The organism is Nocardioides sp. (assembly GCF_041913365.1).
GTDB lineage: Bacteria > Actinomycetota > Actinomycetes > Propionibacteriales > Nocardioidaceae > Nocardioides.
On the sequence record NZ_JAYSFM010000005.1, the window covers coordinates 232331 to 247981 of the forward strand.

14 protein-coding genes are annotated in these 15651 nt (G+C 74.0%); 8 read left to right on the forward strand and 6 right to left on the reverse strand.

The window, feature by feature from the left end; genetic code table 11:
• Positions 1–27: 27 nt before the first annotated feature.
• On the forward strand, positions 28–630 hold the full coding sequence (locus tag ACE3QY_RS13975; RefSeq protein WP_374456629.1) for an SIMPL domain-containing protein: 603 nt from the start codon (positions 28–30) through the stop codon (positions 628–630).
• Here the strand turns inward: ACE3QY_RS13975 and ACE3QY_RS13980 are convergent, their stop codons facing one another.
• The 3 genes from ACE3QY_RS13980 to ACE3QY_RS13990 are packed head-to-tail and all read right to left on the reverse strand — an operon-like array spanning position 631 to position 3015.
• Positions 631–1932 (reverse strand): phytoene desaturase family protein, encoded by a 1302-nt coding sequence (locus ACE3QY_RS13980; protein WP_374456630.1) that lies wholly within the window; start codon positions 1930–1932, stop codon positions 631–633.
• A 19-nt stretch (positions 1933–1951) separates the two neighbouring features.
• Positions 1952–2542, reverse strand: a complete 591-nt coding sequence (locus tag ACE3QY_RS13985; protein ID WP_374456631.1) for a DUF4126 domain-containing protein — start codon at positions 2540–2542, stop codon at positions 1952–1954.
• Positions 2542–3015, reverse strand: coding sequence for a YbaK/EbsC family protein (locus tag ACE3QY_RS13990; protein ID WP_374456632.1), 474 nt, complete (start codon positions 3013–3015; stop codon positions 2542–2544). The genes ACE3QY_RS13985 and ACE3QY_RS13990 overlap by 1 nt, the downstream gene beginning before the upstream one ends.
• A 47-nt stretch (positions 3016–3062) precedes the next feature.
• On the opposite strand from ACE3QY_RS13990, the gene ACE3QY_RS13995 reads away from it, so the two are divergent.
• The 7 genes from ACE3QY_RS13995 to ACE3QY_RS14025 all read left to right on the forward strand — a co-directional run bounded on the left by ACE3QY_RS13995 (position 3063) and on the right by ACE3QY_RS14025 (position 10714).
• On the forward strand, positions 3063–3530 hold the full coding sequence (locus tag ACE3QY_RS13995) for a hypothetical protein (RefSeq protein ID WP_374456633.1): 468 nt from the start codon (positions 3063–3065) through the stop codon (positions 3528–3530).
• Positions 3531–3677: 147 nt separating this feature from the next.
• The gene (locus ACE3QY_RS14000) at positions 3678–3974 is read left to right on the forward strand and encodes a DUF6504 family protein (RefSeq protein WP_374456634.1); all 297 of its coding nucleotides are present in this window, start codon (positions 3678–3680) and stop codon (positions 3972–3974) included.
• Between the two features lie 10 nt (positions 3975–3984).
• A complete protein-coding gene (locus ACE3QY_RS14005; RefSeq protein ID WP_374456635.1) occupies positions 3985–4386 on the forward strand; it encodes an SAV_6107 family HEPN domain-containing protein in 402 nt (133 codons plus the stop codon).
• Between the two features lie 9 nt (positions 4387–4395).
• The gene (locus ACE3QY_RS14010) at positions 4396–8199 is read left to right on the forward strand and encodes a DNA polymerase III subunit alpha (protein WP_374456636.1); all 3804 of its coding nucleotides are present in this window, start codon (positions 4396–4398) and stop codon (positions 8197–8199) included.
• 43 nt (positions 8200–8242) lie between these two features.
• The gene (locus ACE3QY_RS14015) at positions 8243–8977 is read left to right on the forward strand and encodes a class I SAM-dependent methyltransferase (RefSeq protein ID WP_374456637.1); all 735 of its coding nucleotides are present in this window, start codon (positions 8243–8245) and stop codon (positions 8975–8977) included.
• Between the two features lie 24 nt (positions 8978–9001).
• On the forward strand, positions 9002–10171 hold the full coding sequence (gene dinB / locus ACE3QY_RS14020) for a DNA polymerase IV (RefSeq protein ID WP_374456638.1): 1170 nt from the start codon (positions 9002–9004) through the stop codon (positions 10169–10171).
• Positions 10172–10273: 102 nt separating this feature from the next.
• On the forward strand, positions 10274–10714 hold the full coding sequence (locus ACE3QY_RS14025; RefSeq protein ID WP_374456639.1) for a DUF3040 domain-containing protein: 441 nt from the start codon (positions 10274–10276) through the stop codon (positions 10712–10714).
• 164 nt (positions 10715–10878) lie between these two features.
• On the opposite strand, the gene ACE3QY_RS14030 is transcribed toward ACE3QY_RS14025, so the two are convergent.
• The 3 genes from ACE3QY_RS14030 to ACE3QY_RS14040 are packed head-to-tail and all read right to left on the reverse strand — an operon-like array spanning position 10879 to position 15438.
• Positions 10879–13251: a transglutaminaseTgpA domain-containing protein gene (locus tag ACE3QY_RS14030; protein ID WP_374456640.1), complete on the reverse strand. Its 2373-nt coding sequence runs from the start codon at positions 13249–13251 to the stop codon at positions 10879–10881.
• Positions 13248–14516: a DUF58 domain-containing protein gene (locus ACE3QY_RS14035; RefSeq protein WP_374456641.1), complete on the reverse strand. Its 1269-nt coding sequence runs from the start codon at positions 14514–14516 to the stop codon at positions 13248–13250. Before ACE3QY_RS14035 ends, ACE3QY_RS14030 begins: the two co-directional genes overlap by 4 nt.
• On the reverse strand, positions 14509–15438 hold the full coding sequence (locus tag ACE3QY_RS14040) for an AAA family ATPase (protein ID WP_374456642.1): 930 nt from the start codon (positions 15436–15438) through the stop codon (positions 14509–14511). Before ACE3QY_RS14040 ends, ACE3QY_RS14035 begins: the two co-directional genes overlap by 8 nt.
• Between the last annotated feature and the right edge of the window lie 213 nt (positions 15439–15651).

The window sequence follows — 15651 nt, forward strand, 5'->3', positions numbered from 1 at the left end:
CTTCCCGGGCGCACTACCGTGAGTGTCATGCGCACCGTCACCGTCAGTGGGACCGGCACCGCCAAGGTCGCCCCGGACAGCGCCGTCGTCCGGGTCGCCGCGGTGGCGCGCGGCTCCGGCGTCGCCGAGGCGTACGACGCCATGGCGGCCAGCGCGACGACGGTCGTGGAGGTCGCCGGCCGCCACACCGAGACCCGACGCATCGCCTCCACGGGCATCTCGGTGTGGCCGTTCCACGACCACGAGGGGCGTCGCCAGGGCTACGAGGCGCGCCACGCCTTCGCGATCGCGTGCGCCGACCTCTCCGAGGCCGGGACGATGCTCGGCGAGCTGGCCCGCGAGGTCGGCGACAGCCTCGCCGTGGACAGCGTCGGCCTCGAGGTCACCGAGGACCACGGTGCGGGCGGCAAGGCTCGCGAGGCGGCCTTCCACGACGCCCGCGACAAGGCTGCCGCCCTGGCCCGGATGGCGGGTGCGGGACTCGGCGCCGTGCAGTCGGTGGTCGAGGGCGGCGCCGGTGACGGGCCCGGTCCGCTGCCCAAGGTGGCGATGATGCGCGACGCGGGCGGGATCGAGCCGGGCGAGACCACGGTGACCACGACGGTCACGGTGGTGTGGGAGCTGGCCTGATCAGGCGCGTCCGACCAGCTCGGCCACCAGCGCCGCGCTGAGCCCGGCGAACGGCAGCCCCGAACCGGTCGTCGCGTGCGCACCCGCGGCCAGCACGCCCGGGACCGGCGTCCTCGGCCCGAGGCGCGTCCGCGCGGTGCGCGGGCCCTGCCACAGCACGCCGTGGGGCGACCCGCCCCACTGCTCGACGAGCTCCCGCGGGGAGCGGTCGACCCGCGCCACCACCTGCCGCCGCACGTCGAGCCCCCGGCGGGCCAGCGCCAGCAGCGGGTCCTCGGCCAGCCGGCCGCGTCCCAGCACGGTCCACGCCGCGCCCCCTCCGGGAGTCCGCCCGCCCGTCCGCACGACCAGCAGCGGGTCGCCGTGCAGCACCACCTCGTGGGGGAGGTCGGGCACGTCGCCGGCCAGCCCGACGTGGCACACGACCGGCGGGATCGCCGGCATGGTCCTCCTGACGTACGCCGCGAGCGCGGGGAGGCGACGCGGGTCGATCGCCACCACGACCCGGTCGGCGGGGACCTCGCCCTGCGCCGTGCGGACCGCGGTGACCCCCGCGCCCCCGGCGACCAGGTCGAGGGCCTCGGTGCCGGTCAGCACGGTGACGCCGCGCAGCCCGAGCCGCTCGGCCATCGCCGTCCCGAGGGCCGCCAGCCCGCCGGGGACCGTCCAGGCGCCGAAGCGCTGCTCGAGGTAGACGTCGACGCCGGCGAAGACCGGCACGTCGCCCAGGTCGTGCCCGTCCATGACCAGGCGGTGGCCGGCGACCAGGCGCAGCCGCTCGTCCCGGAAGGTCCGGCGCAGCCGCTTCTGGAGCGTCTCGCGCCGGCCGAGCAGGTCGGTGAGGTCGCGCGGTGCCACCTCGGCGTCGAACGGCCGCTCGAACCACTCCTTGCGCAGCAGCTCCCACACCTCGCCGTACGCCGCCACGTGGTCGACCCACTGCCGGCCGAGCCCGGGAGCCAGCTCGTCGAACGCGGTGAGCTGCGCCGACCGGGAGCCGCCGGGGAGCCGCAGCGACGTGCCGTCCGCGAAGCGGTGCTCGCGCACCAGCGCGAGCGGCTGGAGGTCGACCTCGCGCTCGAGCGGTCGCCCCGACTTGCGGAACAGGTCGCGCACGACCGCGGGCAGCAGCGTGGTGGTCGGGCCGGCGTCCCAGACGAAGCCGTCGAGCTCCTCGGTCGTCAGGGCCCCGCCCAGGCGCGCGGACCGCTCGAGCAGGGTCACGTCGTGGCCGAGCCGGGCCAGCCTGGCCGCGGCGGCCATGCCGCCGAACCCGCCACCGACCACCACGACCCGCGCCACGGTGGGCAACCCTAGGACCTCACGCGACCTGCCGAGCCGGGTCCCTCTTCTTCCAGCGCCGCCAGCCGCGACGTACCAACCGGCCGAGGACGACCAGCATCACCAGGCCGAGCAGCAGGAGGACGCCGGCGATCGCCGCGGCGGCGCGGGGGTTCTCGAGGGAGAACCACACGACGCCGAGGACGGCGGCGTCCTCGGTCAGGCTCGCGACGACGTTGGTCACCGGCTCCGGCGAGGAGTTGATGGCGAGTCGGCCACCGGCCTTGGCGAGGTGGCTGAGCAGCGCGGTGCCACCGCCGACCACGCCGAGCACAGCCTGGTCGAGCGAGTCGGCGTCACCTGCGAGGAGCACGCCGATGACGGCGCCGGCCGTGGGACGGATGGCCGTGGAGATCGCGTCCCACGTGGAGTCGATGTAGGGGATCTTGTCGGCGATGAACTCCATCGCGTAGAGGAAGCCGGCCACGGCCAGCACGTCCCAGCGCGCGAGCACGTCAGGGATGTCGGCGAACGACCCCACCCGGTCCGCCACGCCGAGGACGAGCACGACGAGGTAGGCGTTGATGCCGCTCGCCCAGCCGCTGGAGAAGGTGAGCGCCAGGGCGTCCATCAGTCCACCTCGACCTCGACCGCGTCGGTCATCGCGACGAGCTCGTCGTAGGTCGTGGAGAAGACCGCCGCCGGGTGGCCGGCCGCGGCCCACACGACCTCGTGCCGTCGCAGCCACGGGTCGATCCACGTGCGGACCGGCGCCGGGTGGTCGATGGGGGAGACGCCCCCGATGACCTGCCCGGTGTGGCGGCGTACGAAGTCGGGGTCGGCCCGCTTCAGCCGGCCGACGCCGATGCGTCCGGAGACCGCCGCGGTGTCGACGCGGTGGGCGCCGGAGGTGAGGATCAGGACCGGCTCGCCCTCGGCGTCGAAGAGCAGGCTGTTGGCGATGGCGCCGACATCACACCCCAGCGCCGCCGCGGCGAGTGCCGCAGTGTGGGCGCTGTCGGGCAGGATGACCACGTCACCCGTCCCACCGCGCCGGGTGAGCTCGCCTCGAAATGAGGTGATGGACGTGTGCTCGCTCGACATGATGGCGAGCCTAGCGACGACGACCGATGAAGCCCGAGGGAGTTTGCATGGCGCGCGACGTGCCCGGATCCGTGGTCAACAGCATGCGAGTGCTGGGACTGATCGTGGCGACCTCGGGTGTGATCACCCTGCTCATCTGGCTGATGCGCGACGACGTCATCCTCGGGTGGGCGGAGGGCAACCCGTCGGCGCAGGAGATCCTGGCCCAGGGCGGCATCGAGCAGCTGCGCGAGAGCCCGATCGTGCCCGGCTTCGTGGCGCTCTCGGTCGTGGCCTTCATCGGCTTCGCGTTGCTGGCGGTGGTGCTCGCCTCGTTCTTCCTCGGCGGCCACGGGTGGACCCGCTACGTCCTCACCGCCACCGCCGGGGTTGGCGTGCTGGTGGGTGCGGTGTGCCTCGACTCGCACCTGCCGACGATCTTCGTCGTGCTGTCCGCGCTGGTCATCCTCGAGGGCCTGGTGCTCTCGTTCTTCCTCTGGCAGCGCGAGACCACCGCCTACCTGCGCCACGCCTGAACGCCAGCCCTTGACGGGCTGTCGGTGGGGGGTAGTACCGTTCTGGGTGTTCGAACAGATGTTCGATGCGACCCGGTGGCGGTGACCTCGACCCCCACCGCCACCGGGTCGCCCCCCGGGGTCGACGGACGTGTGGAGGAGGCGCAGATGAGGCAGTACGACGACCCCGTCGAGGTGCGACGAGGCGAGACCGAGGACCCCGACCAGTTCCTGTGGCGCGGGCGGCTGTGGAAGGTGCGCGCGGTGGTCGCGCACTGGGTGGAGACGGGTCCGTGGTGGCAGGCCGCACCGGCCGACCGCGTCGACCCGGTCGCCGAGCGCGAGCTGTGGCGGGTGGAGGCCGGGCGGGGGATCCCGACCGGGGCGCAGGAGTCCTACGGCGTCTTCGACCTCTCCTTCGACTGGGCCGACGGGCGCTGGCAGCTCGTCGGCTGCCAGGACTGAGGAGCAGCCGATGAGCCCCCACCTGCTCCCGTCCACCGCCCACTCCTACCTCGAGCGGTCCGCGACCTCGCTCCGCGAGGCGATCACCGCACGCGACGTGCCCACCCGCTATGCGTGCGCCCACGTCGCCGCGCTGTGCGCCGCCGCGGCCCTGCTCGCCGCACGGGCCAGGCCCGCCCCGCGTGGACGACGCCAGAAGAACGCCTGGGTCCTGCTCGCCGAGGTCGCCCCGGAGCTCTCCGAGTGGGCCAGCTTCTTCGCGGCCGGTGCCGCCAAGCGGGCCGCCGCCGAGGCGGGCTCGACCCGTGCGGTGACCGAGCGCGAGGCCGACGACCTGGTCCGCGACGCCGACCGGTTCCTGGCCGTGGTCGAGCAGGCGCTCGGCCTCGTGCCCCACGCCAGCGTCGCCTGAGGGAGCGGGGTGTCACCCGACCCGTTCGTCCACCTGCACGTCGCCTCCGGCTACTCCATGCAGTACGGCGCGTCCCATCCCCACGTGCTCGTGGAGCGGGCGGCCGAGCAGGAGATGGACGCCCTCGCCCTCACCGACCGCGACGGCACCTACGGCGCGGTGAAGTTCGTCCGCGCGGCCCGGCGGGCCGGGATCCGGCCGGTGCTGGGCGTCGAGCTGGCGGTGGCCCCGACCTCGCCGCCGCCGGCTGCGGCCCGCTCCCGTCGTGCTCCCGTGCGGGGCGGCGCCGTCCGCGACCTCTCCCTCGAGCAGGGCGGCAGCGGTCGGGCGACCTTCCTGGCAAGCGGCCGGGCCGGCTGGGCGGCGCTGTGCCGGATGGTCTCCGCGGTGCACCTGTCGGGGGAGCGCGGCCGCCCGGTGGCCACCCTCGACGTGCTGGCGCCCCACCTCGCCGGCGGCGACGTGCTCGTCCTGCTCGGGCCGGCCTCCGAGCTGGGCGCCGCCGCCACGCGGCGCCGCGACGACCTCGGCCTGGCCGCGGTCTCCCCGTGGCTCGACCTGGTGCCCCGCACCAACCTCGTCGTCGAGCTGGTCTCCCACCGGCTCGGCGCGCGCGCCGGGTCGTGGGGCCCGGGCACCTCGCCCCATGCTGCGCGGATGGCCGGCATCGCGCGCACCGCCGGGCTCACGACCGTGCTGACCAACGCAGTGCGCTACGCCGACCGGCTCGACGCCCCCACCATCGACGTCCTCGACGCCGCGCGACGGCTGGTCCCGCTCGGGTCGGCCAGCCTGCGCGACATCGGTCCCGGCACGAGCCGCGGCAACGCGGAGGGCTTCCTCAAGTCCGGCAAGCAGATGCACGAGGTCGCCGAGGAGGTCTGCCGGCTCGCCGGGCTCGGCGACAGCGAGGTCGAGGCCAGGCGGCTGCTCGCGCGCACCCGAGCCGTGGCCGACCGGTGCGCCCTCGACCCGCGCACCGACCTCGGCATCGGTGAGGTCCACTTCCCCGAGCTCGAGCTCTCCGACACCGCCGCTCCCTCCGCCGACGTGGCGCTGCGCCTGCGCTGCGAGGGCGCGATCGGCGGCCGCTACGGCTCGGCACCGCGGATGCGGATCTGGAAGCGGCTCGACGACGAGCTCGAGACGATCCGCGTCCTGGGCTACGCGTCGTACTTCCTGACGGTCGCCGACGTCACCGACCTGATCGGCGAGATGGGCGTGCGTCGTGCTGCGCGCGGCTCGGGCGCGGGCAGCCTGGTCAACTACCTGCTCGGGATCTCCGGTGTCGACCCGATCCGCCACGGCCTGCTGATGGAGCGGTTCCTCTCCACGCGCCGGGCCTCGCTCCCCGACATCGACGTCGACGTCGAGTCCGCCCGGCGCGAGGAGGTCTACCGGGCGATCCTCGACCGCTACGGCGGCGAGCGCTGCGCCTGCGTGTCGATGATGGACACCTACCGCGTCCGCCACGCGGTCCGCGACGTCGGCGCCGCGCTCGGCATGCCGCCGGGCGAGATCGACGCGATCGCCAAGGCCTTCCCCCACATCCGGGCCCGCGACGCCCGGTCGGCGCTACGCGACCTGCCCGAGCTGCGGGCCAGCGGCCTCGACGACGGCGCGCTCGACCGCTTCTTCGGGCTCGTCGAGCGGCTCGACGGCCTGCCGCGCCACATCGCCGTGCACCCGTGCGGCGTGCTGCTCTCCGACGCCACCCTGCTCGACCGCACGCCTGTCGAGGCCTCCTGGGCGGGCTTCCCGATGAGCCAGTTCGACAAGGACGACGTCGAGGAGCTCGGCCTGCTCAAGCTCGACGTGCTCGGCATCCGCATGCAGTCGGCGATGGCCCACGCCGTCGCGGAGGTGCAGCGCGTCGACGGTGTCACCCTCGACCTCGACGACGAGGCCCAGGTCCCCTTCGACGACGCGTCGACCTACGCGATGATCAGCGAGGCCAGGACCCTCGGCGTCTTCCAGATCGAGTCGCCCGGCCAGCGCGAGCTCGTCGGCAAGTCCGGCATCGAGACCTTCGAGGACATCATCACCGACATCTCGCTGTTCCGGCCCGGGCCGGTGAAGAGCGACATGATCACCCCCTACCTCGAGGTCAAGCACGGCTGGTCGACCGCCCACTACCTCCACGACGACCTGCGGCCGATCCTCGAGCAGACCCGCGGCGTGGTCGTCTTCCACGAGCAGGTGATCGAGCTGATCGCCCAGCTCGGCGGGTGCTCCTACGCCGAGGGCGACGAGAAGAGGCGGGCGCTCGGCCACCCGGAGGGGATGGCCGCGACGAAGGCGTGGTTCTTCCCGCGTGCCCTGGCCCGGGGCTACGACCTGCCGCTCGTCGAGCGGGTCTGGCAGGTCCTCGCGGCGTTCGCGTCGTTCGGCTTCTGCAAGGCGCACGCAGCGGCGTTCGCCCTCCCGACCTACCAGTCGGCGTGGCTCAAGGCGCACTGGCCGGCGCACTTCCTGTCGGGTGTGCTGACCCACGACCCCGGCATGTACCCCAAGCGCCTGATCCTCGACGACGCCCGGCAGTTCGGCGTGGGGGTGCTGGGCCTCGACGTCAACGCCAGCTCCGCGACCTACCTCGTGGAGCGGGGCGGGACGGAGGAGGGGCACGCCATCCGGCTCTCGCTCACCGACGTCAAGGGCATCAGCGAGGCCGAGGTCGCGCGCATCGTCGACGCGCGCGACGGTGCCCCCTACGTCTCGCTGTCCGACTTCTTCCACCGGGCACGGGTCTCCCGGCCCGTGCTCGAACGACTGGTGCTGGCCGGTGGCTTCGACGGCGTGTACGCCATCGGCTCCGGCGAGCAAGCGGTGCACCGGCGCGGTCGGGTGACCCGGCGCGACCTGCTGCTGCAGGTGGCCGAGCTCGACCTGCACGCCCGATCGGTCGACCGGGCCTCGCGCGCCCGTGGGCGCGGGCTGCCCGGCCGGCGGGCGCCGCTGCCCGCCGCCACGGTCGCCGCCGAAGCGGCCGCACGCAACAGCTCCGACCCGGCCGTCCGGGAGGGCTCCGAGCCGACCGAGCGCCACGCCCTCGCCGACGCAGGCGTCTGGGCCCGCACGGCGGCGCAGTCGCGGGCGCCCCGTCCGGTGGTGGCTGCGGAGTCGGTGCAGCTCACCCTCCGGCTGGGCGACGAGCCGGGCGAGTCGGGGGAGCGGCCCACCGGACTCCCGGAGATGACCACGGTCGAGCGGATGCGCGCGGAGCTGGAGATCCTCGGCCTCGACGTCAGCCAGCACGCCGTCGCGGCCTACGACCCGTTCCTCGAGGCGCTCGGGGTCACCCGCAGCCGCGACCTGCTGCGTCGCCGCAGTCGCACCGAGCTGCTGGTCGCCGGGGTGAAGGTCGCCACCCAGACGCCGCCGATCAAGTCCGGCCGGCGCGTGGTGTTCCTGACCCTCGACGACGGCACGGGCCCGGTGGACGCGACCTTCTTCGAGGACGCCCAGGGTCCCTACGCCGCAACGGTGTTCACGTCCTGGCTCCTGCTCGTGCGCGGCGAGCTGCGTCGCACCGGCCGGCGGGGCGTCTCGGTGCGCGCGACCGGCGCGTGGGAGCTGCCGGCCCTGCACGCCCTGTGGCAGGAGGCTCGCACGAGCGAGGAGGGCGTCCGACGCGTGCACGACGAGCTGGCTCGTGTCCACGAGCCGGCGGTCGCGGAGCCGGCGCAGCGCCGGGTGCTCGTGCACACGAGCGGCTTCCGGGTGTCGCCGTACTCCGACGTCCGTCCCGCCGGCGACCGGGTCGAGGACGTCGCCCGCAAGCTGTGGCACCGCAGCCCCGGGAGCCCGGGATGAACCACGGCCGGACCCACGCACGTCACGCACTAGGGTTGCCCCCATGGCCCAGCCCTCCGCGAGCGATCGTCGCCAGTCCGTCCGCACGGGCGTGGTCTGGGACGGCGTACGCGCCCTGCTGGAGGGCGGCGAGCTGGGTGCCGGACAGGCCCGCATCGTCGACATCGGCGGTGGCACCGGCGGTTTCGCGGTGCCGCTGGCCGAGCTCGGCCACACGGTCCAGGTCATCGACCCCAGCCCCGACGCCCTCGCCGCCCTCGACCGCCGCGCCCGCGAGCGCGGGGTCGCCGACCGGGTCACCGGCCAGCAGGGCGACCTGTCCGACCTGCCCAGCCTGGTCGACGAGGCCGACCTGGTCCTCTGCCACGGCGTGCTGGAGATGGTCGACGACCCCGCCGCCGCACTCACCGCCATCGCCGGCGTGCTCCGGCCCGGTGGTCACCTCAGCCTGCTCGTCGCCCAGCGTCACGCGGCGGTCGTCGCCCGCGCCATGGCCGGCCACTTCCAGGCGGCCCGCGAGCTGCTCGACGGCGACCCGGCGACCGGGCGCGCCGGTCATCGCTTCACCCACGACGGGGTGGTCGACCTCCTCACCGCGGCCGGCCTGCAGCCGTCCACGGTCCAGGCGGTCCGGGTGTTCGCCGACCTGGTGCCCGGCAGCCTCCTCGACCTCGAGCCCGGCGCCACCGCCGCGCTCGTCGAGCTGGAACGCGCCGTCGCCACCCGCCCCGAATACCTCCCGCTGGCGACCCAGCTGCACGTCCTCGCCCGCCGCTGACCGGTCCCCGGTCGGGGGGTCGTGATGACCGACACCCCGATCCTGCACGTCGACATGGACGCCTTCTACGCGTCCGTCGCGCTGCGTGAGCGTCCCGACCTGGTCGACGAGCCCGTCGTGGTGGGCGGCAGCGGTCGCGGCGTGGTGCTCGCCGCCAACTACGTCGCCCGGCGCTACGGCATCCGCTCGGCGCTGCCCATGACCCGGGTCCGTCGGCTGTGCCCGCACGTCACCGTGCTCCCTCCCGACTACGACACCTTCACCAGCGTGTCCGCCTCGGTGATGGAGACCTTCCGCGAGGTCACGCCGGTGGTGGAGGCGATGTCCCTCGACGAGGCCTTTCTCGACGTCCGCGGCTCCACCCGGCGCCTCGGCCCGCCCGCCGAGATCGCCGAGCGTCTGCGGTCGACGATCCACGACGAGCAGGGCATCACCTGCTCGGTCGGCGTCGCGGGGTCGGTCTCGGTGGCCAAGCTGGCCAGTCGCCGGGCCAAGCCCGACGGCGTCGTCGTGGTGCCGCCCTCCCGGGTGACCTCCTTCCTGCACCCGCTCGACGTCGGTGAGCTCTACGGCGTCGGCGAGAAGACCCAGTCGCTGCTCCACCGCTTCGGCCTGCTCACCGTCGGCGACGTGGCGCACACCCCGGTGGCCACCCTCCAGCGCGCCGTCGGCGTCCACCTCGGGCGCCACCTGCACGACCTGGCGTGGGGCACCGACCGGTCCGAGCTCGCCCCGACCGACGGCCCCCACGAGCCGGAGCGCTCCATAGGGGCCGACGAGACCTTCGGTCGTGACACCGACGACCGGGAGGTGATCGTCCGGGAGCTCCTGCGGCTCTCGGCCCGCGTCGGGGGCCGGATGCGCGCGGCGGGCGTGGCCGGCCGCACGATCACCCTCAAGGTCAGGTTCGCCGACTTCACCACGATCACCCGGTCGCGCACCCTGTCCGAGGCGACCGACGTCACCGTCGAGATCCACCGTGCCGTGACCCGCCTCTACGACGCCCTCGGACTCCAGCGGGCGCGGCTGCGGCTGGTCGGCGTACGCGTCGAGGGGCTGGTGCCGCGGGCCACCGTGCACCGCCAGCTCGTGCTCGGCGAGCCCGAGCACGGGTGGGCCGAGGCGGACCGGGCGGTGGACCGGGCGACCCGTCGGTTCGGGTCCGCGGCGGTCCGTCCGGCGAGCCTGGTCTGACCCTGCCGATGTGATCCCACCCGCGCGGGGGTGAATTTTCTGAGGACGCCTACCGTAGGCGCGACACCGTGCCTAGACTTGTCGAGAGAGGTAGGAGGAACCGTGGAGCTCTCCGAGGAAGAACTGCGACTGCTCGAGCAGATGGAGCGCGCCCTCGTCGAAGAGGATCCCAAGCTCGCCTCCACCCTGCGCGGCACGTCGTTCCAGCGCGCCGCTCGACGCCGGATGATCCTCGGTGGCGTCATCCTCGCCGCCGGCGTCGGCCTGCTGATCCTCGCGGTGCTCCTCGACCAGGGCGTCGTCGTCCAGACGATCGTCGGCGTGCTCGGCTTCGTGGTCATGCTCGGGGGCGCGATCCTCGCCCTCACCTCCGCCCGCTCGCCCGGCGCCGCGCCGGTCGCCAAGGGCCGCCCGCACAGCCGTCCCGGCTTCAGCGTCATCGACGGAGGCCGGGCGCACCGCCCCTCCCGCCAGCGCAACGGCAGCCCCTTCATGGAGCGCATGGAAGAGCGGTGGCGCCGCCGCCGCGAGCGCGGCTTCTGATCCAACCCCTGCGTGGTGACCGGGCGATTCGTCCCCGTCCTGCGTGGTGAGCGGGCGGTTCGTCCCCGTCCTGCGTTGACGCACTCGGATGAAGGGGGGAGGTCGGTGACCCTGACGGGGAGGAAGTGCCCGGTCGGAGTCCCGGACGGGGAGGAAGTGCCCGGTCAGCCGACGAGCTCGTCGAGCGTCCGGCTGGTCTCGTGGTCGACCGGGGTCTCGGTGGTGCGGGAGCCGCTGGACCACGTCGGGCGCCAGGACGTACGCCGTCCCACGACCGAGGCCGGCCACCAGGCGGCCCGGCGTACGTCGCGGGGCGTGACGCCGGCAGCCAGTGACTCCTCGACCACGGCCGCATCGGCGTGGAAGCGGTCGGCGGTGAACGTCTCGGGATCGCGGGCGTAGCGGCTGCGCTCGAGCGCGATCACCAGGCGGTCGAGCGCCTCGGCCGCCTCGGGCGCCTGGTCGCGACCACGCCGCGGGCGGTCGGGGCGGGCGCGCTTGTCGACGGGCTTGGCGAGCAGTTGCCCGAGCCACTCCGCGGACCGCCGGGGCGAGCGGCCCACGGGCCAGGCGTGACCGAGGTCCTGCGCGACGTCGCGCAGCTCGACCCAGAGATCCTCGATGTCGCCGGCGAGGCGACGGCGACGGCGCGCGCCGCGCACCAGGCGCGGCGTGACCAGGAGCAGCGCCACCAGCGCCAGTCCGGCGAGGCCGGAGAGGATCGGGAACCACGGGATCGAGGACGCATCGTCGTCGGCCGAGCCGGAGTCGGCGCTGGCAGTCTCCCCGCGCTCGGGCAGCTCGTCGCTCGGCTGGTTGGTCGGCGCCGTGGTCGCGGTCTCGGGGACCGGCGCGAACTCGGTGGTGGTGTAGCCGGGCACGTCGCCCGCACGGTCCGACGGCGTCGGCTCGAAGCGCACCCAGCCGGAGCCGGGGAAGTAGAGCTCGGGCCAGGCGTGCATGTCGTGCGCGGAGAACTCCCACGCGCCGTTGGTGGCCCTCTCCGGCTCCAGGAAGCCGACCGCCACCCGGCTGGGGATGCCGAGCACGCGCGCCATGATCGCCATCGACGCGGCGAACTGCTCGCAGTAGCCGACGCGGTCGTCCAGGAACGCCATCAGGTCGGCCCCGCCGTTGCCGGCCGACTCGACCTGGGCCCGGTCGTAGCGGAACCCCCCGTCCTCGCGGAACCACTGCTGGAGGGCCTGGGCCTTCTGGAAGCGCGTCGGTGCCTCGGCCGTCACGCTGTTCGCCAGTCGGCGGATCTCGTTGTTCAGCGAGCTGGGCACATCGGTGAAGATGCCCGCCACGGTGCCCGCGCCGGACACGGCGCTGTTCATCGAGTCGGCGTCGTAGGTCAGCTGGGCGCCAGTGAAGTCGTAGCTGCGGTCGGCCGCGGTGACGTCGTCGCGCGCGGCGATGAAGTCGCGCGTGTTGGTGTCGTAGCGCCAGTCGGTGCCGGCCGCGATCCGGGTGACCTGCGCGGTGGTCGGGAGCCACGTGGAGGCGAAGTCGGGCCCGATGCGGACGTCGTACTTGAACTCCTTGCGGGTCACCGCCGAGCTCACGCCGTCGAGCGGCGGCAGGGCGCCGGTGGCGGTCTGGGTGTCGGGGATCTCGCGGTCGCCGGGCGTCCACTGCGAGCCGTTGAAGTTCGCGAGCACCGAGTACCGGAGGTAGCTGGGCCTCGGGCCGGACGTGGTCACCCAGAGCAGCGGGATGTCCTCGCCGCGGCGCAGGTCGCGGCGCAGGTCGACCATCGGGTCCTTGACCTCCACCTCGCGGGTGCCCGGGCCGTTGCCGTCGAAGACCGTCATGCGCATGGTCGGGACGGCCGCCGGGACGACGACCGCGAGGGCGATCGACGCCGCGCCGAGTGCGAGGGCGGTGTTGCCGATCGCGCCGGTGCGGACCGAGAACGAACCCTTCTCGCCGTCGGGCGCGCGGCCCCAGCTGGTGACGTGGTCGCTGTGCTGGATGAAGACCAGGGTGAGGAAGAGGCCGGCGATGACCACGAAGAGCCACCACGACACGGCGTCGCCGGTGACCGCGACGGGCAGGGTGTACGCCGCCAGCAGCAGGAGCCCGGCCACGGGTGCGCGGCGCAGGGTGCAGGCGACGAAGTCGACCAGCACGACCACGAGGGTGCCGCCGATGAGCAGCAGCGGGTGGACCGGAGGCACGCCGGCCTGCACGGGAGCGGCGTAGTGGCGCGAGGTGTGCAACGCGTCGCGGAGCGCGGCGAGGAGCTCATCGACGTTGTCGGGCGTCGGGACGGGGGAGCCGGTCGTCGTGCCGAGCACGAGCAGCGCACCGAGCACGAGCTGGCCGGCGAGGATCACCAGGGCGGGCAGACGGGTCCACCGGGCCAGCGCACCGCCCCCGGCGACCACCACGCCGATGAAGAGGAGCGGGAAGCCGACCTCGGCGAAGCCCTCGGTCAGCACCCGCCACGACAGGACCGTCGTCCACGCCGCGAGCATCGCGAGGCCGGCCACCCTGAGCTGGTGGGGGAGGCTGCTCCAGCCGGCCCTCATCGCGCCGCTCCTGCCGATGCGGTGGCCCGGCTCTGCATCAGGCCGAGCTCCTGCCACGCGGTGTCGAGCCGGTCGCGGGGGCCGAGGGTGATCGAGCGCCACCCGGTCGAGGTCAGGTGGGCCGCCGAGCCGGGGCCGGGCTGGACGGGGAGGTGCGGCGCCCACGCGTCGACGTCGAGGGCGATCGCCAGGCTCGAGGACGCGTGGTGCTGGAGGCGTCGCAGGAAGGGCAGGTCCGGCTCCCCGAGGCCGCCGAACACCCCGACGATCAGCCCGCCGTGGCCGGGCTCGGCCAGCCACTGGGTGTCCGGCGTGGGGGAGTGGTCCAGCTGCACCACCGCGAGCGCCTCCAGCAGCGGGACCGTGCTGGCCTCCGCGGTCTGGGAGTGCCACGTCGTCTCGCGGCTGTCTCCCGAGGCGGTGACCAGGCGGACGGTGTAGCCGTGGTGGGTCAGGTGCACCGCGATCGACGCCGCCGCGGACACGGCGCCCTCCAGCGAGCTGGCCGCACCCTGGCCCCGGTGGGAGGTGCCGCGGTTGTCGAGGAAGACCGTCGCGCGCGACTGCCAGGGCTGCTCCTCGCGCCGCACCATGAGCTCGCCGACGCGGGCCGAGCTGCGCCAGTGCACCCGACGCAGGTCGTCACCGCGGCGGTACTCGCGGACGGTCACGTCCTCCGCGCTGCCGGTGGCGAACGCCCGCGGCCGGTTGTCGCCCGACCCGGTCCACGCGCCACCGAGCGGGATGCTCGGGAGGACGGTGGTGCGCGGGGTGACGGTGAGCCGCGTGGTGGCGTGGAAGGTCCGGCCCAGCTCGACGAGGCCGAACGGGTCGGTCACCCGCACGGACATGGGGCCGATCTCGAACTGGCCCCGCAGCTCCGAGCGCACCTGGTAGGTGGCGTGCCGGCGCCAGCCGTGCCCGAGGCCCTCGAGCACGAAGCGGGGTCGGGTGCCCAGGACGTAGGGGAGCCGCTCCTCGAGGAGCAGCACGCCGGTGGGTGTGCGCGACTCGTTGGAGACGGTGAGCTCGACCGTGGCGGGCTGCCCCGCGACGACGAGCTGCGGTGACAGCGTGCGGACCAGCGCGAGGCGGTAGCGCGAGCGGCCGACCCACCACGCGGTGAGCAGGGGGAGGGCGGCGACGAGCACCCCGATGCGCACGACCGAGGAGTGGCCGACCACGATCGCCGCGACGACGGTCGTGATGCCGGCGGCGAGGAACGCCCGTCCGCGGACGGTCAGCGCAGCGAGTGCCTCACGCACGGCCGGCGTCGGGGACCGGCACCGACTCCACGATCCCGTTGAGGATCGCCGAGGTGGTGCGCCCGCTCATGGTCGCCTCGACATTCGGCAGCAGCCGGTGCGCGAGCACCGGCGAGGTGATGCCGTGGATGTCGTCGGGGAGGACGTAGTCGCGACCCTGGGTCGCGGCGACGGCCTTGGCGGCCCGCACCAGGTGGAGCGTCGCGCGAGGCGAGGCGCCGAGGTGCAGGTCGTTGCTCGTGCGGGTCGCGGTGGTGAGGGCGACGGCGTAGCGGTGGACGGCGGAGGACACGTGCACGCGGCCGACGATCTCGATCACCTTGCGGATCTCGCCGGCGTCGGTGACCGGCTCGAGGTCGTCGAGCGGGTTGTGGGCCGTGTGGCCCTCGAGCATGGCGATCTCCGCGGACTCGACGGGGTAGCCCACCGACACCCGCGCCATGAAGCGGTCGCGCTGGGCCTCGGGGAGGGCGTACGTGCCCTCCATCTCGATCGGGTTCTGGGTGGCGATCACCATGAACGGCTTCTCGAGCTGGTAGGTCGAGTTGTCGACGGTGACCTGGCGCTCCTCCATGCACTCCAGGAGCGCGGACTGCGTCTTGGGGGAGGCGCGGTTGATCTCGTCGCCGACGACGATGTTGGCGAAGATGCCGCCGGGCCGGAACTCGAACTGACGGGTGTCCTGGTTGAAGACCGACACACCGGTGACGTCCGAGGGCAGCAGGTCCGGGGTGAACTGGATGCGCCGCACCGAGGAGTCGATGCTGCGCGCGAGCGCCTTGCTGAGCTGTGTCTTGCCGACGCCCGGGACGTCCTCGATGAGCAGGTGCCCCTCGGCGAGCAGGACCACCAGCGCGGCATTGACGACGTCGGGCTTGCCGGCGATCACGCGCTCGATGTTCTGGCGGACCGCACCGGTCACCCGCCTCACGGTGTCCAGGTCAGGTGCCTGCCCCGATGCCCCAGTGGTCACGTCTCGCCCATCCCCTCGTTCGTGCTCCCCCCACGGTATGTGGTGCGCGCAACATACCTGTCCACAGCATCCGGACGGGCACCGCGACACCGATCGTTGCCGGACTGCGGCCCTCGTGCGTCGGCGCCGCTCCCCCCACCGTGCTCCCCGTACCTCCCCGGA

Bases quoted from the DNA above. Each gene is read 5' to 3' on its own strand.
- ACE3QY_RS13990 (WP_374456632.1), bottom strand. From the start codon at position 3,015: ATGTCGAGCGAGCACACGTCCATCACCTCATTTCGAGGCGAGCTCACC.
- ACE3QY_RS14030 (WP_374456640.1), bottom strand. From the start codon at position 13,251: ATGAGGGCCGGCTGGAGCAGCCTCCCCCACCAGCTCAGGGTGGCCGGC.
- ACE3QY_RS13975 (WP_374456629.1), top strand. From the start codon at position 28: ATGCGCACCGTCACCGTCAGTGGGACCGGCACCGCCAAGGTCGCCCCG.
- ACE3QY_RS13985 (WP_374456631.1), bottom strand. From the start codon at position 2,542: ATGGACGCCCTGGCGCTCACCTTCTCCAGCGGCTGGGCGAGCGGCATC.
- ACE3QY_RS13995 (WP_374456633.1), top strand. From the start codon at position 3,063: ATGGCGCGCGACGTGCCCGGATCCGTGGTCAACAGCATGCGAGTGCTG.
- dinB (WP_374456638.1), top strand. From the start codon at position 9,002: ATGACCGACACCCCGATCCTGCACGTCGACATGGACGCCTTCTACGCG.
- ACE3QY_RS14005 (WP_374456635.1), top strand. From the start codon at position 3,985: ATGAGCCCCCACCTGCTCCCGTCCACCGCCCACTCCTACCTCGAGCGG.
- ACE3QY_RS14015 (WP_374456637.1), top strand. From the start codon at position 8,243: ATGGCCCAGCCCTCCGCGAGCGATCGTCGCCAGTCCGTCCGCACGGGC.
- ACE3QY_RS14000 (WP_374456634.1), top strand. From the start codon at position 3,678: ATGAGGCAGTACGACGACCCCGTCGAGGTGCGACGAGGCGAGACCGAG.